Annotated in this window: 20 protein-coding genes; 19 read left to right on the forward strand and 1 reads right to left on the reverse strand. The window is 42.6% G+C overall.

The genetic code is table 11. The features are described 5' to 3' along the window. Window positions 1-151 precede the first annotated feature (151 nt). The 4 genes from DESYODRAFT_RS08090 (at window position 152) to sdhB (ending at window position 5,397) form a co-directional block, all read left to right on the forward strand. Window positions 152-1,849: a sigma 54-interacting transcriptional regulator gene (locus DESYODRAFT_RS08090; RefSeq protein WP_007781629.1), complete on the forward strand. Its 1,698-nt coding sequence runs from the start codon at window positions 152-154 to the stop codon at window positions 1,847-1,849. Between the two features lie 353 nt (window positions 1,850-2,202). Then, entirely contained in the window at window positions 2,203-2,814 is a 612-nt protein-coding gene (locus tag DESYODRAFT_RS08095; RefSeq protein WP_007781631.1) for a succinate dehydrogenase/fumarate reductase transmembrane subunit, read from the forward strand. A gap of 81 nt (window positions 2,815-2,895) precedes the next feature. Further along, the gene (gene sdhA / locus DESYODRAFT_RS08100; protein ID WP_007781635.1) at window positions 2,896-4,632 is read left to right on the forward strand and encodes a succinate dehydrogenase flavoprotein subunit; all 1,737 of its coding nucleotides are present in this window, start codon (window positions 2,896-2,898) and stop codon (window positions 4,630-4,632) included. A gap of 12 nt (window positions 4,633-4,644) precedes the next feature. Continuing rightward, window positions 4,645-5,397, forward strand: a complete 753-nt coding sequence (sdhB, locus tag DESYODRAFT_RS08105) for a succinate dehydrogenase iron-sulfur subunit (RefSeq protein ID WP_007781637.1) — start codon at window positions 4,645-4,647, stop codon at window positions 5,395-5,397. Between the two features lie 119 nt (window positions 5,398-5,516). Here sdhB and DESYODRAFT_RS08110 read toward each other — a convergent pair whose 3' ends face one another. Then, window positions 5,517-5,900 carry a hypothetical protein gene (locus DESYODRAFT_RS08110; protein WP_042338343.1) on the reverse strand — a complete coding sequence of 128 codons (384 nt, stop codon included), beginning with the start codon at window positions 5,898-5,900 and terminating at the stop codon, window positions 5,517-5,519. 426 nt (window positions 5,901-6,326) lie between these two features. On the opposite strand from DESYODRAFT_RS08110, the gene DESYODRAFT_RS08115 reads away from it, so the two are divergent. The 15 genes from DESYODRAFT_RS08115 to DESYODRAFT_RS08185 all read left to right on the forward strand — a co-directional run bounded on the left by DESYODRAFT_RS08115 (window position 6,327) and on the right by DESYODRAFT_RS08185 (window position 21,393). Next, entirely contained in the window at window positions 6,327-7,172 is an 846-nt protein-coding gene (locus DESYODRAFT_RS08115) for a CvfB family protein (RefSeq protein ID WP_007781639.1), read from the forward strand. A 51-nt stretch (window positions 7,173-7,223) separates the two neighbouring features. Further along, a complete protein-coding gene (locus DESYODRAFT_RS08120) occupies window positions 7,224-7,682 on the forward strand; it encodes a YaiI/YqxD family protein (RefSeq protein WP_007781641.1) in 459 nt (152 codons plus the stop codon). A gap of 104 nt (window positions 7,683-7,786) precedes the next feature. Beyond that, entirely contained in the window at window positions 7,787-9,634 is a 1,848-nt protein-coding gene (gene htpG, locus DESYODRAFT_RS08125; RefSeq protein WP_007781645.1) for a molecular chaperone HtpG, read from the forward strand. Window positions 9,635-10,056: 422 nt separating this feature from the next. Then, complete coding sequence (locus DESYODRAFT_RS08130; RefSeq protein ID WP_007781648.1) at window positions 10,057-10,590, forward strand: RsbRD N-terminal domain-containing protein; 534 nt, start codon at window positions 10,057-10,059, stop codon at window positions 10,588-10,590. A 29-nt stretch (window positions 10,591-10,619) separates the two neighbouring features. Next, window positions 10,620-11,621, forward strand: a complete 1,002-nt coding sequence (gene dsrM / locus DESYODRAFT_RS08135) for a sulfate reduction electron transfer complex DsrMKJOP subunit DsrM (RefSeq protein ID WP_007781651.1) — start codon at window positions 10,620-10,622, stop codon at window positions 11,619-11,621. Window positions 11,622-11,627: 6 nt separating this feature from the next. Continuing rightward, window positions 11,628-13,247 (forward strand): sulfate reduction electron transfer complex DsrMKJOP subunit DsrK, encoded by a 1,620-nt coding sequence (dsrK, locus tag DESYODRAFT_RS08140; protein ID WP_007781654.1) that lies wholly within the window; start codon window positions 11,628-11,630, stop codon window positions 13,245-13,247. Then, on the forward strand, window positions 13,247-13,714 hold the full coding sequence (gene dsrJ, locus DESYODRAFT_RS08145; protein ID WP_007781657.1) for a sulfate reduction electron transfer complex DsrMKJOP subunit DsrJ: 468 nt from the start codon (window positions 13,247-13,249) through the stop codon (window positions 13,712-13,714). Before dsrK ends, dsrJ begins: the two co-directional genes overlap by 1 nt. Beyond that, complete coding sequence (gene dsrO, locus DESYODRAFT_RS08150; protein WP_007781663.1) at window positions 13,711-14,511, forward strand: sulfate reduction electron transfer complex DsrMKJOP subunit DsrO; 801 nt, start codon at window positions 13,711-13,713, stop codon at window positions 14,509-14,511. The genes dsrJ and dsrO overlap by 4 nt, the downstream gene beginning before the upstream one ends. Further along, window positions 14,504-15,664 (forward strand): sulfate reduction electron transfer complex DsrMKJOP subunit DsrP, encoded by a 1,161-nt coding sequence (gene dsrP / locus DESYODRAFT_RS08155; RefSeq protein ID WP_007781665.1) that lies wholly within the window; start codon window positions 14,504-14,506, stop codon window positions 15,662-15,664. The genes dsrO and dsrP overlap by 8 nt, the downstream gene beginning before the upstream one ends. Window positions 15,665-15,851: 187 nt before the next feature. Continuing rightward, a complete protein-coding gene (locus tag DESYODRAFT_RS08160; protein WP_007781668.1) occupies window positions 15,852-16,169 on the forward strand; it encodes a TusE/DsrC/DsvC family sulfur relay protein in 318 nt (105 codons plus the stop codon). 278 nt (window positions 16,170-16,447) lie between these two features. Beyond that, window positions 16,448-17,707, forward strand: a complete 1,260-nt coding sequence (locus tag DESYODRAFT_RS08165) for a hypothetical protein (protein WP_007781672.1) — start codon at window positions 16,448-16,450, stop codon at window positions 17,705-17,707. Window positions 17,708-17,788: 81 nt separating this feature from the next. Beyond that, entirely contained in the window at window positions 17,789-18,529 is a 741-nt protein-coding gene (locus tag DESYODRAFT_RS08170; protein WP_007781675.1) for an ABC transporter ATP-binding protein, read from the forward strand. Next, window positions 18,501-19,253, forward strand: a complete 753-nt coding sequence (locus DESYODRAFT_RS08175; protein ID WP_007781678.1) for an ABC transporter permease — start codon at window positions 18,501-18,503, stop codon at window positions 19,251-19,253. The genes DESYODRAFT_RS08170 and DESYODRAFT_RS08175 overlap by 29 nt, the downstream gene beginning before the upstream one ends. Before the next feature lie 9 nt (window positions 19,254-19,262). After that, complete coding sequence (locus DESYODRAFT_RS08180) at window positions 19,263-20,675, forward strand: sensor histidine kinase (RefSeq protein WP_007781681.1); 1,413 nt, start codon at window positions 19,263-19,265, stop codon at window positions 20,673-20,675. Between the two features lie 16 nt (window positions 20,676-20,691). Next, entirely contained in the window at window positions 20,692-21,393 is a 702-nt protein-coding gene (locus tag DESYODRAFT_RS08185) for a response regulator transcription factor (RefSeq protein WP_007781683.1), read from the forward strand. Window positions 21,394-21,589: the final 196 nt, after the last annotated feature.

Raw genomic sequence — 21,589 nt, forward strand, 5'->3', positions numbered from 1 at the left:
TGGTAAAGAAAATTTTGGGGATTCCTTAATTTTATGGTAAAATTAAATCTAATAATTCCAAAAATTATAACAATTCCAGCAGGATTTTAAAAATAAGAAGCGAATATTCTAATATCTACAACAATTGTTCAATATTTGGGAGGTATAAAAAATGGCTCGGAAAATGAAAGTGGGTATTGTTGGCATGGGCCAAGGAGGGACATCAATCTATAAGACGCTGCGTAGTATTGAACATGTCGAGATTGTTGTAGTTTGCGATTGTATTGAGAGTGCAAAGGGGATGCAGTTTGCACAATTAGACGGAGTGCAGACTTGTGTGTCAGTCCATGATCTTGCAAAGGTTCCCGGCCTTGATGTAATCATTGAGGCTACAGGACTTGATTCCATTCGAGAACAACTTGAACATAATAAAGAGAAATCGACTGCAGTTATTGAGGCTCAAGGAGCCGATCTAATGATGTGTATCATAGAAGAGAAAGAAAAGCTGGCAGATATCAAGCGTGTTAAAGGAGAACTGGATGCCATTTTGAACTCAGTGCAGGAAGCCATAGAAGTCGCCAGCATTGACGGTATGATTAAATATGTCAACCCGTCCTTTAGTCGTGTGACATCAATTAACGCTGGTCAACGAATTGGCAGGAATATTTTCGAGGTCTCTCCTAATGGCGCTTTAGCTCGTTCTCTTCGAACCCATGAAGCAGTGTTCGCCCATCGTGCTGTCGTTGGAGGGGCGGATGTAGAGGTGATTGCCAATGCATCACCCATTGTCGTTGACGGCAAAATGGAAGGTGCTGTGGTCGTTTTTCAACCCCTGACAGACATTTATAAATTAATGGAGCAATTAAAGGCATCTAATCAAGTCATCAGCGATTTACAAACCCGCATTAATCAGATCTCAACCAGCTCATATACATTTGACGACATAATTGGAAGTCATCCTGAATTTGAAAGTGCTCTGGATCTGGCTCGCAAAGCTGCCAGAAGCAACTCTACGATTCTTATTACCGGAGAGTCAGGTACTGGCAAAGAGTTATTTGCCCATGCTATTCACGGGTCAAGTTTGCGGAGAGACAAACCGTTTATCAAGGTTAACTGTGCGGCGATCCCGGAAACATTGCTCGAAAGTGAATTTTTCGGATATGAAAAAGGAGCGTTCACTGGGGCGGTGAAAACAAAACTCGGTAAGATGGAGCTGGCTAATGGCGGAACGATTTTTTTAGATGAGATTGGAGATATGAACCTGTATCTGCAGGCAAAATTACTGCGCGTTTTGCAGGAAATGGAGTTTGAACGGGTAGGAGGATCGCAAACTATTAATGTGGATGTCCGAGTGATTGCGGCGACCAACCGAAATTTACTGGAGATGGCCCAAAAAGGGGATTTTCGAGATGATCTTTTTTACCGCCTCAATGTTGTAGAATTGCGTTTGCCATCCCTTAGAAACCATAAAGATGATATTCCGGCCTATGTGCATTCCCTGATAGCCAAGTTTAATCGCAAATTCGGAAAACATGTTAAGGGGCTGACTGCACAAGCAGAAGAAATATTGATGCAGTATGATTGGCCTGGGAATATACGTGAACTCCAAAATGTCGTAGAACGGGCTATGGTAACGGTTGACGAAGAAATAATTACCCATAAACAAATTCTTAATCTTGTAGACTCTTCGAGAACACAACACCAGGAGCAGATCATCGAAGGCATCATGCCCATTGAACAGATGGAAAAAAAGATGATTCGTCTGGCTTTAGAGAGCTACGGTGACTCGGTTGAAGGAAAGAAGCAAGCTGCAAAAGCGTTAAAGATATCCTTAGCAACACTCTATAATAAATTAAAGGTAATGTCCTAAGATCCACAGGCGCTCAGGAATTTCTAATTACTAGAATTATTCAATACTAAATTCTAGAATTTATAAATTGATTGTGTTATTTGTATACAATCAATCCGGATTCGATGGGGTTTTAGACTAGTTTGAATATTAAATAGTTTCAATCAAAGCTTTCTTAAACCCAGTAAATATGAGGGTATAAATTTTTTAAAACAAATAGTCAGAAAAATTCGTTAATTCAATCTTTATTGGCATGCTAATTGCTATCTATATAATTAGAACCAAAAAAATGGAGGGAGATTTAAATAGGATGTTCAGTTTCAAGAAACGGGATCTGACTTGGGCAGATAAGTTCGGAAGAGAGGATGGAGCGTATGAGTACAACGACGCAAACGACTAATCATCATTTTTTAATTCGAAGAGTTCATTCATTATTAGGTCTGGTGCCCATTGGCTTTTTTCTGATGTTTCACATGGTTCTTAACTTAACAGCTCTTGGCGGAGCAGAACAGTATGACCTGATAATACACACTATGCAAAGTTTCCCTGGTATTTTCATTATTGAACTTGTAGTGATTTTTATCCCTATAGCCCTGCATGCCATTTATGGAACCTATGTAGTTTACACCGGGCAAGCCAATGTTTTGAGATACCAATACGCTCGGAATTGGTTCTATATTCTTCAGCGTGTCTCAGGCATCTATTCTGTGGTCTTTGTTGTTGTTCATGTTTATTTGCTGCGCTTTGGCGAGGCCAATTTCGCAGCACTATCCCAGTTTTTAAGTCAGCCTTTGGGATTGGTCTTTTACGTTTTAGGTGTACTATTCGCTATTTTCCATTTTACCAATGGTTTGTGGGCCTTTGCGATTACTTGGGGCCTCACGGTTGGACCTCATTCACAGAAGGTTTGGACATATGCATTAGGAGTCGTTTTTGTTCTCTTGTCCGCAGTTGGTATGTCTGACATAGCTGCCTTTCTAAAATAATCAGAACTTAATCCGGATAAATCGATATTATCTGTACATGAAATAAGAAGTAATTTACAAGAAAGAGTGGGAGGTCAAGGAATGAGTAAAGTCATCGTAGTGGGAGGCGGCTTAGCAGGGCTGATGGCGACAATCAAGATGGCCGAAGCCGGAACGCGCGTCGACTTATTCTCTTTAGTACCCGTCAAACGGTCACACTCTGTATGTGCTCAGGGCGGGATTAACGGAGCGGTTAATACTAAAGGAGAAGGGGATTCTACTTGGAATCATTTTGATGATTCTATTTATGGGGGGGACTTTCTGGCCAATCAGCCTCCTGTAAAAGCTATGTGTGATGAGGCGCCGGGGATTATCCATTTGATGGACAGAATGGGAGTAATGTTTAACCGGACTTCGGAGGGACTGCTTGATTTCCGACGCTTTGGAGGAACAAAGTTCTGCCGGACAGCCTTTGCAGGGGCGACAACAGGACAACAGCTTCTTTACGCGCTCGATGAGCAAGTTCGGCGGTATGAGGTTGAGGGCTTGGTCCAAAAATATGAACAGTGGGAGCTATTGTCGGTTGTTCTTGACGAGGGGGTTTGCCAAGGGATCGTTGCGCAAAATCTTCGTGATATGAGCATTAAATCATTTGCAGCGGACGCTGTGATTGTTGCTACAGGGGGTCCGGGAGCAGTCTTTGGAAAAAGCACAAATTCTACCATCTGCACCGGGAGTGCGGTATCGGCGTTATATCAACAAGGAGTAAAGTACGCCAATGGTGAGTTTATTCAGATTCATCCTACGGCTATTCCAGGTGATGATAAGCTGAGGCTGATGTCCGAGTCGGCCCGTGGAGAAGGCGGACGTGTCTGGACTTATAAAGATGGTCAACCATGGTATTTCCTTGAGGAGATGTTTCCCGCTTACGGCAACTTGGTTCCCCGTGATATTGCGACACGGGCGATTTATGAGGTGGTATTTGACAAAGGCCTTGGCATTAATGGAGAAAACATGGTTTACCTGGATTTGTCGCACATTGACCCGCACGTACTGCAAGTCAAGCTGGGCGGCATCCTGGAAATTTATGAAAAGTTTGTAGGGGATGATCCGAAGAAAGTGCCTATGAGAATTTTCCCGGCGGTTCATTATTCTATGGGCGGGCTTTGGGTGGATTATGACCAGATGACGAATATCCCGGGGCTTTTTGCAGCGGGAGAATGTGAATACCAGTATCATGGGGCAAACCGTCTGGGTGCCAACTCGTTGCTTTCCGCTATTTACGGAGGTATGGTAGCAGGGCCGAAGGCTATGGATTTTATCAATAAAAACAAGAAACAGACCCCCAGCGGCAATGAACCGGCATTTACGAACGAATTAAAACGCCAACAGGAACAATGGGCAAACATACTGGCTATGAAAGGAACGGAAAACCCTTATCTTTTGCACAAAGAACTTGGAGATATTATGACTCAGAATGTTACTGTCGTACGCTACAATAGTAAATTGGCGGAAACTGACGTCGTGCTTAAAGAGCTCATGAAACGCTGGTATAATATCGGAAGAAGTGACAATGTTGAGTGGGGAACCCAAGAGGGAACGTTTATCCGCCAACTTTGGAATATGCTGGAGTTGGCCAGAGTTATTACTTTGGGAGCTTTGAACCGCAATGAGAGCAGAGGAGCGCACTATAAGCCGGAATATCCGGAAAGAGATGATGAGAACTGGTTAAAAACAACGATCGCTGCTTGGACATCCACCGGTCCGGAGCTTAGTTATGAGCCGGTTGATGTGTCGTTGATTCCGCTGCGTGCCCGCCGGTACGACATTGATAAATAGGAGGGGTTAATGATGGCTGAACAAAAAACAATACGGTTAAAAATCCGTCGCCAGGACGGTCCCAATAAACCCTTCCGTTGGGAAGAGTTTGAAATACCCTATCGTGAAAAACTTAATGTAATCTCTTGTCTGATGGAGATTCAGAAAAACCCGGTAACTGTCAGCGGGAAGAAAACAACTCCTGTGGTGTGGGAATGCAACTGCCTCGAAGAGGTCTGCGGAGCTTGCACCATGAATATCAACGGACAGGGCAAGCAAGCATGCTCAGCGTTGGTAGACCACCTGGAACAGCCTATTGAACTTGAACCTTTAAGCAAATTTCCCATAGTACGGGATCTGATGGTTGACCGGCAAATCATGTTCGATCATCTGAAAACAGTTCATGCCTGGATACCTATTGACGGGACTTACAATTTGGGTTCGGGACCACGGATGCCGGAAGTAAAGCGGCAGTGGGCTTATGAGCTTTCAAAATGTATGACCTGCGGATGTTGTATGGAAGCTTGTCCGCAAGTCAATTCCCGTTCCAAATTTATAGGCCCCTCAGCTATTTCTCAAGTTCGTCTGTTTAATGCTCATCCGACAGGAGAAATGAATAAACATGAACGATTGGCTCCCTTACTCGAAGAGGGGGGGATCGCCGACTGCGGGAATGCCCAAAACTGTGTTCGTGCTTGTCCGAAGGAAATACCGCTGACAACCAGTCTGGCGGACTTGAATAGGGAGACCAATAAATTTGCGCTGAGTCGCTGGTTAAGAAAATAGATTGCACCAATAGATTTTAGATCCGGAATTCATTGTATAGTAGAAGTCTTAAGGGACTGGCAAAATGCTGGTTCCTTAAGGCTTCTATATGCTTAGTGGTATATTTTTATAGTAGCCTTTCATGCCGCTACCCTGAAAAAAGCCTCCTGGGTTAGACAGGAGGTCGGTTCTACTGCCTGGCTCTGGGGCGGAGCGCTTATCTGCACGCGTCTGCGAGTTCCGCCGCTGGCTCGCTGGACGATTCGCGAGCGCGTCCGAACCTCTGGGTATTTCTGCATGTGAACCTGCGGCGCGCTACGGGGACGCGAACCGTCTGCGCTCGCCTTAGCGCGGCTCCACTGACGCATCCGCTTAGCAGACAAGCGCTCCTTCAGCCAGTTTGTTGGGAATGTAAGCAGAACTTTGGGGGGAGGCTGGTAAGGCTTCGTGGAATCTTTTTCATCTTCTGATGATGCTGCGGCAGCAGCATAGGCGTTTACCCTGAAAAAAGACCCTAACGACATATAGAAGAATCCCCAGACCCCGCAAGCAGGGCAGCTTCGTCCACAGAAGCGAACCCATTGCATGGAGAGGCGGTAAAAGCCCACAAGATGGTGCGGGGATACGGAGCCACGGGTTCACATCACGTATTACCCTGAGGTTTGGCGGAGTCCCGCGCCGGCGAGTGGGCAAGCCTCGGAATGCTGCGGTGAGCGGATGTGGACGAAGCTGCCTGCCCCCGGAGCACTCTCGTTTTCATCCTCTCTTCTGCATGTCTTTAGGGTTTGTTTCAGGGGAGGTAATTTGAGATTATAGGTGTATATGCTAAGTTTCGAGGAAATTTTTGTTAGTTTTTTTGCACCTTGGATGCCATTTCGTTATAATGAATGGGAATACATAGTGCGCCTTTTTAGCGTAAAATTGAATTGGGTCAGGAAAGGAACTAAGAAATGATTGACATTGGAAACTATCATCATCTGAGAATTGCAAATTTCACATCCTTTGGTGCTTATCTGGACGCGGGCACAGGCAGCCGGCACGATAATATTCTTCTGCCTATTAAGCAGATACCGGAGGGCGCTAAAGTAGGGGATGAATTAGAGGTTTTTATATATCGTGATTCTGAAGAACGTTTAATCGCCACGACTAGAAAACCATTAGCCAAATTAGGAGATTTAGCCTATTTGAAAGTTAGCTCTAAGACAAAAATTGGTGCTTTTCTGGATTGGGGCTTAGAAAGAGGGTTGTTTCTGCCCTTTAGGGAACAGAAGTATCCTATTGAAGCAGGAAAAAGTTATTTAGTCAAAGTTTATTTAGATAAGAGTCAGAGGCTAAGTGCTACCACAGAGATCTATGAGTATCTGACGTCAGATGCTCCTTATCAAAAGAACGACAAAGTAGTCGGAACAGTCTATTCAGTGAACCCTCAGCTAGGGGCCTTTGTTGCTGTGGATAATAAGTACATGGGGCTTATTCCGCTCAATGAGTGTTTTTCAGAGCTTAAAGAAGGAGACCGGGTGGAGGCCAGGGTTATCAGGGTACGGGAAGACGGCAAGCTTGATTTATCGCCAAGGGAACTGTCATATATTCAAATGGAAAGCGATACGGTAAAAATTCTTCAGGCAATTAAGGACCATGATGGATTTCTGGCTTTAAATGATAAAAGCAGCCCCCTTGAAATCCAGAGTCGTCTTAACATGAGCAAAGCAGCCTTTAAAAGAGCTGTAGGCAAACTGCTAAAAGAGAATAAAGTGGTCCAAGTAGAAGGCGGTTTGCAAGAAACGCCAATCAAGTAGGGACGATTCAGGATTACCCCTATCCGACACCACGGAAAGGTGAGGTGTAGCGTGAAGATTATTGTTGATGCCGATGCCTGCCCCAAGTCGGTATTGCAGATTTGTTTTAAAGTTGCTCGGGACCGCGATATCCCTGTTTGGACCGTGGCCAGTTTTAACCACAACATAGTATCCGACCATCATATAGTTGTGGGTAACTCTTCGCAAGAGGCGGATATTCGGATTGTAAATATTGCTCTGGCAGGAGATGTGGCAGTGACCCAGGATTGGGGTTTGGCGGCCATGCTGTTAGGTAAAGGAGTCAGGTGTTTAAATCCCATGGGGAGAGAGTTTGACCCCTCTACAATTGAGTTTTTATTGGAGGAGCGGGAAGCCAAAGCAAAATTCCGCAGAAGCGGGGGCAGAACTAAAGGGCCTAAAAAAAGAATGACGGAAAATGATCAGCAATTTGAAGCAGCTCTGCAGAAAATACTTGAAACATTCTTTATGACTTATCAGCATGAAGGTTAACTTAATAAAAGGCTTTGCACTTTTGACCAAATTTGATTAAACTATGGTTAGAGGCTCCGGCTTGCCGGTGCCCCCTACTTATTTAAATACGATGGAGGTTTACAATGAGTACGGCAGTAGAAACAAAAGAATTCCAAACAGAAATCAGACAATTATTGGACATTGTTATTCATTCTCTTTATACTGAGCGCGAGATTTTCTTGAGAGAACTTGTTTCCAATGCAGCTGATGCCATGGAGAAGGTACGTTACACACTGTTAACTGAATCAGGAGTTAAGGATAAAGATGCGGCTTTAGAAATTCAAATCGATACGGATGACAGCGCCCATACTCTAACTATAACAGATACCGGAGTCGGGATGACCAAAGAAGAGTTAGTCGAAAATATAGGGACCATTGCCCATTCGGGGTCCAAAGAATTCATCAAACACTTAAGCAGTAAAGGGGATCAAAAGGATCTTAACCTTATCGGGCAATTTGGGGTTGGATTTTATTCAGCCTTCATGGTGGCAGATAAAGTGACGATTCATACGCGCTCTTACCATCAAGAAGGAAAAGGTTATGTTTGGGAATCTGATGGTGTAGGGAGTTATACAATTACAGAAGGAGAGGACCGGGTTAGGGGAACAAAAATGGTCCTTCACTTAAAAGAGGATGCTCACGAATTTGCTAAGGAAGAAACCATTAAACGGGTCATAAAGCAATATTCCAGTTTTGTACCCTATCCAATTACTGTTAATGGGCAGAAAGTAAATACGGTAGATGCCCTGTGGACTAAGAACAAAAGTGAGATTTCGGATAATGACTACACAGAGTTTTATAAATTTATTGCCAATGCCTTCGATGAACCGCTCTTTCGTCTGCATTTTTCCTCAGACGCTCCCTTAAACATTAACACCCTATTATTTGTTCCTAAAGAAAACTTCGAGCAATTTGGGTTCGGACGCACTGAGCCGGGGGTAAGCCTGTACTGCAAAAAGGTTCTCATCCAGGAAAAGTCTCCTCTTGTTTTGCCCGAGTGGCTGCGCTTCCTGAGAGGGGTCATAGACAGTGAAGAACTTCCGCTGAATATTTCGCGGGAGACGATGCAGGACAGTGCCCTGGTCAGTAAGCTCAACAAAGTAGTCACAAGCCGTTTTATTAAGTTTCTTGACGGACAATCAACATCTGAGCCTGAGAAGTTCAAGGAATTTTGGGAGAAATTCAACTTCTACCTTAAAGAAGGCGCAGCAAATGACCTTACTCATCAAAAAGAACTTATTAAACTATTAAGATTTGAATCTTCAAGCACCCAGCCGGGTGAACTAATATCCTTAGCTGATTATGCAGGCAGAATGAAAGAGGATCAATCCGCTATCTATTACGTTAATGGTCCTTCCCGCGAGGTCATAGAATCCGGTCCATACCTGGAAATATTCAAGAACAAAGGGTTTGAAGTGATTTATACCTATGCAGCCATTGATGATTATATCTTTGGAGCAATCAGGGAATATGAGGGTAAGAGGCTTATATCGGCGGATGAAGCAGACTTGAATTTAGGTGATACCGAACAGCAGAGCAGAAGTGAAGATGCGCTTTCAGAAGAAGATGTTCTGGCCCTTACCAACTGGCTTAAAGAGGTCTTAGGAAGCAAGGTCACCGAAGTACGGGAATCCAAACGACTGGTTGATAGTCCTGCAGTGGTACTTAGCCCATATGGCACGAACAGTATGCAGCGGATGATGCAGCTTGTAAATAAAGACTTTAATAGCGTAGGTCCCAGTGTATTAGAAATAAACTCAGCACACCCAATGATTAAACGCTTGGATACTGCTCGTAAAAACGAAGATGCTTTCGCCAAAGTTGCGGCAGAGCAAATCTTCGAAAACGCACAAATCGCGGCAGGACTCATTATTGATCCCAGGGGAATGGTAAATCGTCTTAATGAGATTTTAGAGCGTGCCTTAGGATAAATCCGACATGAAAGAGTTACAAACTTTGTAGCTCTTTCTTTTTTATGATCGCAATACGATTATCTAATTGATCAATAAGAAATAAGAATTTTACAAGCTTGTTAAAATTCCTTAGACTGATAGTGATAATAAGAACAAATGTGTTCTAAAATGCTTACAATACCTAGTCCTTCATTTTAACATTCAGTTATTCGATGCGTTAAAGGAGGGTGCTAAACATAGGTAAAGGTTAATCTTGTTAATGGGGAGATGGGACTCCATTTATGTGAAAACGTTCTCAGGGTAAGTCGATGTTGAATAGCGCCATATTCAACATCGACTGAATTGTGTTACACAAAGGCTTCTAAAAATGGTGGGATTGAGCGTTCCTGGTAGGAATAAACAAATGGATTCGCTATTTTAGCTACAAGGAGTGGTCAAAATTGGACAGAAAGTTTACTGAGATCTTAGCAGCAAAGAAATCCACCATTTCGAAACGATGGTTAGAGATGATTATCGCATCATATCCCAATGACAATTCAGGGTTTTTAATGAACCAAAAAGATCGGTTTTCAAATCCTGTAGGCTATACGTTCTCGACAGGGATCGACGGGATTTTGGAGGTCCTTGCCAAAGGGGAAGACTTTGCGGAAAGCGTACAATTTCTCAATGATATTATTAGAGTCAGGGCGGTTCAGGATTTCACGCCGGCGAAGGCTATGGCGTTTATTTTTCAACTCAAAACTATAGTACGGGAAGAACTGGAAAAGGAAATAAGGCAGAACCAGATCTATGGCGCATTATTAGAGTTTGAATCTAAAATAGACGATCTGGCCCTTACTGCCTTTGATATATATGTAAAATGCCGGGAACAGATCTACGAACTGAGGACAGATGAGCTTAAACGGATGACATTTACACTCTTAAAGAAAGCGAATTTGATGTCCGAGATTCCTGATCAAGAATTCGAACCGTAAGACCAAAAATAAAGGAAGGAGGTCGTAGAGTGAAAGTCTTGTTTTCTTTCCTCGCAGTCATTTTAATCATTCTAGTCGCCGCCATGGGAGCGTTTATCACAAATCTGCATTATGTCTTTGGTATTATTATACCGTATTTAGCCTTCGCTATGTTTGTGGGTGGATTCATTTTCCGAATCGTCAAATGGGGGCGCTCTCCAGTACCGTTCCGTATTCCTACAACAATTGGACAGCAAAAATCACTCCCTTGGATTAAACAAAACAAGATTGAAAATCCCACAAGTGCTTTTGGTGTTATTGTCAGAATGGCTATGGAAGTGCTCTTTTTTCGTTCGCTGTTCCGTAATACTAAGACCGAATTAAGAGAAGGGCAGAAGGGCCCTGAATTATCCTACGGCTCGGCAAAATGGCTATGGTTAGGTAGTTTGGTCTTTCACTGGTCGTTTCTCATCATCATTGTAAGACATCTTAGATTCTTCTTGGAGCCTGTTCCGTTTTTAGTGCAGGCCTTCGAAAGTGTCGACGGAATCTTACAAATTGGATTGCCCGCAATCTACTTGACAGATGTTTTCATTTTAGCTGCAATTACCTATTTGTTCTTCAGAAGAATTGTTGTTCCACAGGTTAGATACATTTCGCTTCCTGCAGATTTCTTCCCCCTGTTTATGCTTATGAGCGTAGCAATATCGGGGGTCTTGATGCGGTATTTCTACAAAGTGGATCTTGTCGCTGTCAAGCAACTGGCAATTGGATTAGCTACTTTTCAACCAGTTCTCCCTACAGGGATCGGCCCTATGTTTTTCATCCATATCTTCTTGGTCAGTGTGCTGTTTGCCTACTTCCCAACAAGTAAGCTAATGCATATGGGTGGAATCTTCATGAGTCCTACTCGAAATATGATCAGTAATAACCGGATGGTCCGGCACATTAATCCTTGGAATCCTGAAGTTGAAGTTCATACCTATGAAGAGTATGAAGATGAGTTCAGGGTCAAAATGAAAAAAGCTGGTATACCGGTAGAAAAGGAGTGATCGTGGATGGCACCGAAAGTTAAGCTTCCTAAGCCGGGAGAATTATCTAAGATAGATTTTAAGACTCCGGCGACGGATTGGATGGATACACCCGTTGAATTCAAACCGGGTACCTATTGCTGGGGAGCAAAAGAAAAAGATTTACTCACATTAGGCTTACCTAACCCAAGACAGTGGTCGCCAGCTGACGAAGACTGGAAAATACCAGATGGTTGGGAAACTACAATCTTAGATGGAATCGCTGAGAGACTTAGTAAGTATCGCTCCTTTAAACTTTTTATGGATATATGCGTTCGATGCGGTGCCTGTGCTGATAAATGTCATTTCTATATCGCCACTGGTGACCCTAAAAATATGCCTGTCCTGAGAGCAGAGCTGATACGGTCCGTATACAAAAAATATTTCACAAAATCAGGAAAGTTCCTGGGGCGTTTAGCCGGAGCCAGAGAACTTGATATGAACGTCTTAAAGGAATGGTGGTCTTACTTTTTCCAATGTACCGAATGTCGAAGATGTTCTGTTTACTGTCCCTATGGTATTGATCAGGCAGAAGTTACGATTATCGGCAGGGAACTTCTTAATTTAGTCGGATTGAATATCGATTGGATTTCCGGACCTGCCGCAGCCTGTTACATGAAGGGTAATCACCTCGGGTTGGAGCCTCATGCAATCACAGGAAACATTGAGTCCATGTGCGATGATATCGAGGATATAACCGGAATACGGGTTAATCCGACCTTCAATAGAAAAGGAGCAGAGATCCTATTTGTCACTCCTTCTGGAGACCTTTTAGGTGAGCCGGGGGTTTACACATGTATGGGGTATCTCATGCTTTTCCATGAGTTAGGTCTGGACTACACTTGGAGCACTTATGCTTCCGAGGGTGGGAATTTCGGTTTCTTCACTTCGAACGACACGGCTAAGAGACTAAACTACAAGATTTATGCTGAAGCAAAGCGACTGGGAGTTAAATATATCATTGGCGGAGAATGCGGTCATATGTGGAGGGTCCTGAATCAATACATGGATACCTGGCATGGTCCTGCCGACTTCCTCGAAGTACCGGTATCCCCGATAACTGGTACAGTCTTTGAAAATGCTAAATCGACAAAGATGATTCATATTTCTGAGTTTACCGCTGACTTGATTAAACATAAAAAGCTGAATCTTGATCCAACCCGCAACGACCATCTGAAGGTAACCTTCCATGATTCCTGTAATCCATCCAGAGGAATGGGAATGCTGGATGAGCCGCGTGAAGTCATTAAAGCTGTTTGTAATAATTTCTACGAGATGCCTGAGAACACGATCAGAGAAAAGACCTTCTGCTGTGGAAGCGGATCAGGACTGAATGCTTCTGAAAATATGGAACAGCGGATGAGAGGCGGCTTGCCGCGGGCCAATGCTGTTAAGTATGTACGTGAGAAGCATGGAGTTAATATGCTGGCAAACGTTTGTGCAGTTGACCGTGCAGCACTGCCTGCTCTTATGGACTACTGGAATCCCGGGGTAGGGGTCACTGGTGTGACTGAGCTGGTTGCTAATGCCTTAGTGATGAAAGGCGAGAAAGAGAGAACGACGAACCTCCGTTTTGAAGATTTACCGGGAAAAGGAGGTAATGAGTAATGTATAAAGGCGGAAAAATAATTGCTTCACTCATTATCTTTGCAGCTCTTTTCACAATACCCTTCCTTTATAACATGGGAAAGGTTAATGCCGGACCAGATGTAGCATTAGACACACCTGCTATCCAACAACTTACGGATAAGCAATGTGTCGAGTCGCCGGAATTTATGAGAGCCAATCACATGCAGCTTCTCAATCAATGGAGAGAGGAAGCGGTTCGAAACGGCCAGACAGTCTATATCAATAGTCAAGGTAAGGAATTCGAAATCAGTCTTCAAAATACATGTCTGGAATGTCATGAGTCGGCTTCGAACCCAGTAGTCTTAAGCAACCCAGCGAACACCGCAGGAGTAAGTAATCCGGCCATTAATGATTCACCTGAATTTTGTGCCTCCTGCCACGATTATTCAGCTGTGAAGCCGCTATGTTGGACTTGCCATTTTGAGCCAAAGGAGGCGGTGAAATGAGTATCAATAGACGACAATTTTTGAGAAGAGCTGGTATGATCACTGCATTGGGATTAGGAAGTTCCTTTGTAATCAGCGGTTTCCGGAAGAAGGATGTTGCTGAAGCAGCCGGCTATGCTAAGGCACCTAAAGATTTGCCGGCTAAACGTTGGGCTATGGTTGTTGATATGAGTAAGTTCAAGACAGAAGCAGATTTTAACCGGGTTATCAATGCTTGTCACAAACTCCATAACGTTCCCAATTTCGGCAATTCGAAAGATGAAATTAAATGGATCTGGAAAGATGATTATCATCATACCTTTGCCGGTGGATTTAACGAATATTTGGATGAGCATGTGATGCATAGTCCCTTTATCGTAACCTGTAATCATTGTGATCATCCGCCTTGTGTAAAGGCATGCCCTACTCAGGCGACATTCCAAAGGCCGGACGGGATTGTGGCAATGGACTTTCACCGCTGTATCGGCTGCAGATTCTGCATGGCGGCCTGTCCCTTCAGTGCCAGAAGCTTTAATTTCAAAGATCCCAGACCCTATATTGATGATGTTTCAAGTGAGTATCCAACCAGAACCCCAGGGGTCGTTGAAAAATGTAATTTTTGTTACGAACGCTTAGCAGAAGGACTTCAGCCTGCTTGTGTAGAACAATCAAATGGCGGATTAATATTTGGAGATTTAGATGATCCTAATTCAGAGGTGCGCAAGATCATTAGTACACAACTTACGATTCGGCGTAAACCGGAATTGGGAACTCAACCGTGTGTTTACTACCTAGTAGGAGGTGGCGAACATGATTGAGAAAGCATTATCGGGCAGCAAAAGGTACTGGATATGGGTTTCGCTGTTACTTGTTGGTATAGCCGTAGGGTTTTATGCCTATATGAACCAGTTTAACTATGGTTTAGGCGTAACAGGTATGAGCAGGGATGTATCGTGGGGATTATACATTGCCCAATTTACCTTCCTTGTTGGTGTCGCGGCGTCTGCAGTTATGTTGGTTTTGCCGTATTATCTTCATGATTTCAAGAGATTTGGCAAAATGGTCATCCTTGGAGAGTTTATTGCTATTCCAGCGGTGATTATGTGTATGTTATTTATTGTCGTAGACTTGGGTCAGCCAATGCGGATTATGAATGTTATTCTCCATCCAAGCCCCCGTTCAGTGATGTTTTATGATATGATCGTGTTATGCGGGTATCTTCTCATCAATCTGGTCGTTGGTTGGACGACGCTCGCTGCTGAGCGTAAGGGATTCCCTTATCCGAAATGGGTAAAACCAATTATTTACTTATCAATCCCTTGGGCTTTTAGTATTCATACTGTTACAGCCTTTCTATACGCCGGTCTTCCAGGCAGACATCTCTGGTTATCTGCTATTATGGCGGCACGCTTCTTGGCTTCGGCTTTTGCAGCTGGTCCTGCAATCCTGCTCCTTCTCTGCTTTATCGTCAGGAGGGTCACCAAATTTGATCCGGATCCCGGTGTGGGAGCAATTCAGTCCCTTGTAAAAATTATCAGATATGCTATGATTGCCAATGTGTTCTTCTATCTCTTAGAGGTGTTCACTGCATTCTATAGTAATATACCTGAATATAGTGCAGCTTTAAGATACACTCTCTTTGGCTTAAATGGTTATAATAACTTAGTTCCCATTATGTGGACAGCCGTTGTCTTAGCGTTATTGGGAATTGCCTTACTCATCTTCCCTACACGAAAGAATGGGGTGACCTTGACAATTGCTTTGTTATCGATCATTATTGCTAACTGGATCGATAAAGGTATGGTGTTAATTGTTGCTGGATTTGTCCCCAATTCCTTCGAAAGAATCGTTGAATACTCACCGACTCTTAATGAAATATTAGTAACTTTGGGTGTATACTCAATTGGCTTCTTGTTATTAACAATACTCTATAAAGTTGCGGTCTCAGTCAGAGAAGAGAAAGCAAGCTAAGCTTCAATATTGATTTGGTTTTTGATGCTTGTTTGGGAGGTGAGGGATTAACAATTCTGATCATGCTTAATCAGCACAATAAAACATTAGTCCAAATTATTTAAAGTGCATTAGCAATGATCAAATCCGGAATCCTGATCTCAAGCAGTATCAATTTTATAAACACACTTAAGGAGGAATTTTAATTATGGCTCAATTAGTAGTAGGCGATTTAACTGTTGAACTGGACGAAGACGGTTTTCTAGAGGATTATGCAGTATGGACTGAAGACGTAGCACATGCCCTCGCTGCCACTGAGGATGTAGAAGAACTTACTGAAGATCATTGGAAAATGATCAACTATCTACGTGACTATTTCGAGCAGTTTGGTGTTGCACCAATGGTTCGTAAAATGGTTAAAGACACTGGTTATGACCAAAAGAAAATTTACGAATTATTCCCTGCTGGCCCTGGAAAAGGTGCTTGTAAAATTGCTGGACTTCCAAAACCAACCGGTTGCGTGTAAGTCCTGGATTTAAGTTGCTTAAATGATGGATCATAGAGAGAGCCGATCAGATTTGTGGTCGGCTCTCTTTTTAATCTATCAGAATGTAGTAGTAGTTATTAGGCTGATCTGGAAGTCTTCATTTATCCGCGGTAAGCAACTAGTTTAGGGCAGTTGAAATAAATGTGGGAGACAGGTAGAATAGTTTATAATTTGTTTATAGTCTGTTTAGGGAAAATCAAGACACGTGAGTTAGAATATAGTTAAGATCTATCCAATTAATTTAAGGAGTTGACAAGATGAAATTCACAAAGAAGACAGCAGTGCTTGCAAGTTTTACTGTGGGGGCTTTGTTGTTTGCCACAACTGCTCTGGCTGATATCGCAAGTAAAAGCGGGTATGAGGAGTTTAAGGATGCGATTAAACTAACCGCTGAAAAAAGCAGTGAGTCATTTGATAGTTTTACTATGGACTTTTCTATGGCAATGAAGGACAGCGGCAAAACCTTGATGAGCAATGACCTAACTGAGAAGTATGACAGAAAGACAGGTGCTTCTGAAAGTATAACATCAAATGTAAATCTGAACGGATCAACGTACTCACATCAGATCTACTCAGACACCAAGACTTCGATTCGTTTGTCTGATAATGATCCTACTTACTATGTAACAGAATATAGTAAAGAACGAAAAAAAGATCCGATTAGCAACCCTTTTAAGGAAGAAGAAGCCGCTGACGTGGAGAAAATCGTTGATGCCATTGTTGGAAGTCTCAAAGACCATGTAGTCGTGACGGAAAATGCTGATGGAACTAAAGAGATCGAAGGCTCTCTAACCGAAGTGCAAATTCCGGCCCTTGTTAACGCAGTCGTTTCTTTTCAATTGAAACAAGAGTTTAATGGAGGTCGTAATCAAAGCAATCTTCCCAAGCTCACCAAGGATGTCTTTGTTAAAGAGGTCAAAGGGTCGGCTAAACTCAATAAAGATGGCGTCATGGAGAGCATCCTGGGGGTAGCAGTGCTATCAGGTAAGGATGAGCAAGGGGAGGTCCATGAAATTTCAATAGATGCTTTAATTACCCTATCAGATATTAATTCCACTACAGTCAAAAAGCCTGATCTCACAGGGAAGAAAGTTGTTAAGAACATTGCCAAAGACTATTCCGCCCCTGAAATCTCCAGTCCGGAGAAGTTCGTTGGGAAATTCAAAAATAACATCTTGATTGAAAAAGAGGGTAAATATATAAAAATTGGTGAGAGGATTATCGAGATCACGCAAATGGATAATAAGACTGTGACGGGTCGGTATCATGAGGAGTATAAGTCCGGATTCGAAGAATATGCAGCTCAAACGAGTGCTCTCAAATTTAGTGCTGAATTTGTAGAAAACCAAAGAGGTAATGCAGACTTCAAATACACGACTGAATCCGGCGATAAGGGAGAAGGAAACATTTACTTTGATGAATTTCAAGGAAAAATTAACTTTAATGTCCATAATATGAATATGTCCAATCAAGGTGGTAGAATGTATGACTCAAGCTTTAGCCCGGTTTTAGATTAAGAAAAAATGTCACGATGAACTACTGATGACTGCCGGGATATTTCCCGGCAGTCGCCTTAGCTTTTCACGACGGAGGTAAAAATGGAGAACGTTATTGAAATCAAGAATTTAACAAAATCCTACGCAAATGGCCGGGGGATTAGTGATATCAATTTAGACATCTATAAAGGGGATATATTTGGCTTTCTGGGACCGAATGGGGCCGGGAAAACGACGGCGATGAAAATTATGACAGGACTTGTCTGGCCTGACCGGGGCGATGTTAAGATTTTGGGCTATAGTGTTACAGAACAGTACGAAAAAGCGATGGCCAAGGTAGGTTGTCTGATCGAAACTGCAGAGTCTTATCATTTTTTAAGTGCTTTTGATAACCTGAAGCAATTGGCTCGCTACTACCCTGAAATTGATGATTCAAGAATTGATGAGGTATTAGAAATTACGGGAATGCTTAAGTTTAAGAATGAAAAGCCGAAAAAGTTTTCCTTGGGAATGAAACAACGCTTAGGTTTGGCAGCAGCGGTATTATCCCGCCCCCAAGTCGTTATTCTTGATGAGCCTCTTAATGGGCTGGACGTGGAGGGCATGATCGACATCCGTAAGATGATTAAGCATTTGGCGGAAAATGAAGAAACTACGTTTTTTATTTCCAGTCACTTAATCCACGATGTCGAATTAACCTGTAATCGTATCGGTGTGATCTACAATGGAAAGATACTTAATGTTGAGAGTACCAATACGATTCTGAAAAACTATGCGACACTTGAGAATTACTTTGTAAGTGAGGTTGAGAGAAATGGCCGTGTTTCAGGCAGCACTTCATAATGAGCTGGAGAAGCTTTATAAAAAGAAAAAGGTCTTAGTAGCTGTTCTGCTGTCACTTGCGGTGATTGTCATTGGACAACTGGTGATTGTTGGAGTGAGGAGCGGATTTGGTCTTAGGGGCACAGGGAGTGTCGAGTTTCCAATGCTCGTACTATCTGTGGTCGTTAATACGATCCTGCCTCTTTTTACAGCTTTAGTCACAATTGACAGTTTTTCAGGGGAATTTAACCAAAACAGTATGCGTATCACTCTCACTCGGCCAATCAGCCGTTTTAAGGTTTATACAGCAAAAATCATGGCTATTGTGTTGTTTATTTTTGGAGCTCTTCTTCTGCTCCTCGTTTTTTCCCTGCTGGCAGGATTTATCTTTAATACAAATTCGGCGACCCTTGATTCTTTGGGCAGAACCGTATTTTCCTACCTTGTAAGCCTGTTTCCCATGGCTGTTTTAGCTTTAGCAATAGCTTTGTTAGCCAATATATTTAAGAGCGGTATAGCTGTCTTTTTTGTATCCATTTTATCATTCCTTGGTCTAACAGTACTTGGAGTGCTTTTTTCTCAGTATTCAGGCTTATTCTTGACGACTCATCTGGACTGGTATAATCTATTTCTGGTGAATTCTTTTCCAATACTAAAGATTATGCGCCAGTTTTTGATTATGCTCGGATATGGAATCATGTTCTTCTCAGCAGGGTTTTATATCTTTGATAAGAAGGAATTTTAGGGTGATGATATGAAGCTCAAAACACGCTTAATATTAGCCAATGCTTCGACGGCAGTAATTCCAATGATTATTGCTGTTCTTGTTGCATTGGCCGCCTTTTTTATATACGGTAAATTATTTGGCAGTAAGATATCTTATGAGCATCACCAAAAGCAGTCGATTAAAAAGGTTGAATTGATCAATGAAACCGGCAGCTGGAAACGAACGCCTGAGGTTTTGGAAGACGAAAGTTATCAACAATATCTCTTAGATAAGCTCGAAGAACTAGATGGAGAGCTGGTGCTTATCAAGGATGACAAGGTGGTGTTTTCCTCCAGAAAGTTTTCCAAAATCGAGGTGGCCAAATGTTTGGCAGCCGGGAATATGACGGGAAAGAAAGAACCCGTAACCATTGATAATGTGGCTTATACAGTCTTCGTGGTGGATCTTAAGTATAAAGAGAGTTTACTGTTACTTTTGCCTGAGGATCACTGGGAGACAAATTATAAGAGTTTGTTGATACTGGCCTGTATAACCTACATACTGATATTTGTGCTGACGAATATCTTTGTTTCCTATCAATTTTCCCGAAGTATTATCAAGCCTTTACATAGCTTGCAGAGTGCTGCTGCCGAAATAGCCAAAGGAAATCTCGATTACTCTATAGTAGAGGAAGGGGACCGGGAGATTCAAGAGTTATGCCGTGACCTGGAGCTCATGCGCATTAAACTAAAAGACTCAGTTCACACACAATTGAAGTATGAGGATAATCGTAAGCTGCTCGTTTCAAGTATCTCTCATGATTTAAAGACTCCCGTAACCTCTATTAAAGGATATGTTGAAGGAATTTTGGATGGGGTAGCCAGTAACCCGGAGAAAAGAGAACGGTATTTGAAAACAATCTCCTTAAAAGCTCATCAAATCGATCAGATGATTGATGATCTTTTACTATATGCTAAACTGGATTTAAACCAGATCCCCTTTGATTTTGAGAGAGTAGATGCGGCAGAATATCTGCTGAATTATATAATAGAAAATGAACCGGAGTTAGAACAGGAACAAATTAAGATTGTGTTTAATAATGAGTTGGATCAAACCCAATATGTTTTGATAGATCGTGAACGAATGAAGCGTGTCATGATGAACATCCTGGACAATTCCCGCAAGTATATGAGCAAGGGTCAGGGTGAAATCCGAATCTCTCTTAGAGAAACTGCCGCCAGTATTATCGTCGAGCTTCGTGACAATGGCTCCGGAATCAAAGAAGCGGACTTACCTCATATCTTTAATCGTTTTTATCGGTCAGATGCTGCCAGAAGCAAAGGAAGCGGTTTAGGACTGGCTATTGCCAAGCAGATCATTGAAGGGCATAATGGAAGAGTATGGGCCGTCAGCCATGGCAAAGAAGGAACCAGTATCATGATCTCGCTCAGTAAGTTGTGATAAGGGAAGGAAGACGATGAACAAAAAAATATTAATCATAGAAGATGATTCCAGTATTGCTGAGTTACAAAAGGACTATCTTGAAGTTGCCGGGTTTGATGTAACTGTCCATGCCGATGGCTTGGATGGGTTAAGAGCGTTTCAAGAAAATCAGGTTGATCTGCTCATTCTCGATGTTATGCTGCCTGGTATAGATGGGTTAGAAATTTTGCGCCGTTTGAAAGAGGATAAGGATGTACCGGTTCTCTTGGTTTCCGCCAAAAAGGAAGAAATTGATAAGATTAAGGGATTAAGCTTAGGTGCCGATGATTATATAACCAAACCTTTTAGTCCAGGCGAACTAGTGGCAAGGGTCAAAGCCCATTTAGAGAATTACGAGAGGCTAAAGCTTCGCTTTAGTGAAGGGGCCAGGAAGTCAAACATATTAACAATACGCGGACTTAAAATAGACAAGGATTCACGCAGAGTGTTTGCTCTCGGTAAAGAAGTAAGTCTGGCCCAGAAAGAATATGCCTTGCTTTTGTACCTGGCCGAAAACCCCAACAGAGTATTTGGGCGTGAAGAGCTATTTGAGCGTGTTTGGGGCCTGGATGCCATGGGAGACTCAGCAACTGTCACTGTGCATATTGCCCGGGTGCGTGAGAAGATTGAAAGTGATTTATCGAATCCCCAATATGTAGAAACTGTGTGGGGCGCGGGGTATAGGTTTAGAGTATAGATACTTGTTAGTAAAAAGTGCCTGACATAGAAATATGTCAGGCGTCCTTTGTTTACGCATGGGAATGGGAATGATGTTTTAAAAGTAAGGGTAATACAACGGATTTTTAATAATAATGAAATATTATCATTAGCAGAAGTGATTTTGAAATATTATCATCGTGCAGAAGGTATTTACGTATATTTACAGAAGTTAA

This window comes from Desulfosporosinus youngiae DSM 17734, assembly GCF_000244895.1.
Taxonomy (GTDB): domain Bacteria; phylum Bacillota; class Desulfitobacteriia; order Desulfitobacteriales; family Desulfitobacteriaceae; genus Desulfosporosinus; species Desulfosporosinus youngiae.

Bases quoted from the DNA above. Each gene is read 5' to 3' on its own strand.
- DESYODRAFT_RS08090 (WP_007781629.1), top strand. From the start codon at position 152: ATGGCTCGGAAAATGAAAGTGGGTATTGTTGGCATGGGCCAAGGAGGG.
- DESYODRAFT_RS08095 (WP_007781631.1), top strand. From the start codon at position 2,203: ATGAGTACAACGACGCAAACGACTAATCATCATTTTTTAATTCGAAGA.
- sdhA (WP_007781635.1), top strand. From the start codon at position 2,896: ATGAGTAAAGTCATCGTAGTGGGAGGCGGCTTAGCAGGGCTGATGGCG.
- sdhB (WP_007781637.1), top strand. From the start codon at position 4,645: ATGGCTGAACAAAAAACAATACGGTTAAAAATCCGTCGCCAGGACGGT.
- DESYODRAFT_RS08110 (WP_042338343.1), bottom strand. From the start codon at position 5,900: ATGTCGTTAGGGTCTTTTTTCAGGGTAAACGCCTATGCTGCTGCCGCA.
- DESYODRAFT_RS08115 (WP_007781639.1), top strand. From the start codon at position 6,327: ATGATTGACATTGGAAACTATCATCATCTGAGAATTGCAAATTTCACA.
- htpG (WP_007781645.1), top strand. From the start codon at position 7,787: ATGAGTACGGCAGTAGAAACAAAAGAATTCCAAACAGAAATCAGACAA.
- dsrK (WP_007781654.1), top strand. From the start codon at position 11,628: ATGGCACCGAAAGTTAAGCTTCCTAAGCCGGGAGAATTATCTAAGATA.
- dsrJ (WP_007781657.1), top strand. From the start codon at position 13,247: ATGTATAAAGGCGGAAAAATAATTGCTTCACTCATTATCTTTGCAGCT.
- dsrO (WP_007781663.1), top strand. From the start codon at position 13,711: ATGAGTATCAATAGACGACAATTTTTGAGAAGAGCTGGTATGATCACT.
- dsrP (WP_007781665.1), top strand. From the start codon at position 14,504: ATGATTGAGAAAGCATTATCGGGCAGCAAAAGGTACTGGATATGGGTT.
- DESYODRAFT_RS08160 (WP_007781668.1), top strand. From the start codon at position 15,852: ATGGCTCAATTAGTAGTAGGCGATTTAACTGTTGAACTGGACGAAGAC.
- DESYODRAFT_RS08165 (WP_007781672.1), top strand. From the start codon at position 16,448: ATGAAATTCACAAAGAAGACAGCAGTGCTTGCAAGTTTTACTGTGGGG.
- DESYODRAFT_RS08170 (WP_007781675.1), top strand. From the start codon at position 17,789: ATGGAGAACGTTATTGAAATCAAGAATTTAACAAAATCCTACGCAAAT.
- DESYODRAFT_RS08175 (WP_007781678.1), top strand. From the start codon at position 18,501: ATGGCCGTGTTTCAGGCAGCACTTCATAATGAGCTGGAGAAGCTTTAT.
- DESYODRAFT_RS08180 (WP_007781681.1), top strand. From the start codon at position 19,263: ATGAAGCTCAAAACACGCTTAATATTAGCCAATGCTTCGACGGCAGTA.
- DESYODRAFT_RS08185 (WP_007781683.1), top strand. From the start codon at position 20,692: ATGAACAAAAAAATATTAATCATAGAAGATGATTCCAGTATTGCTGAG.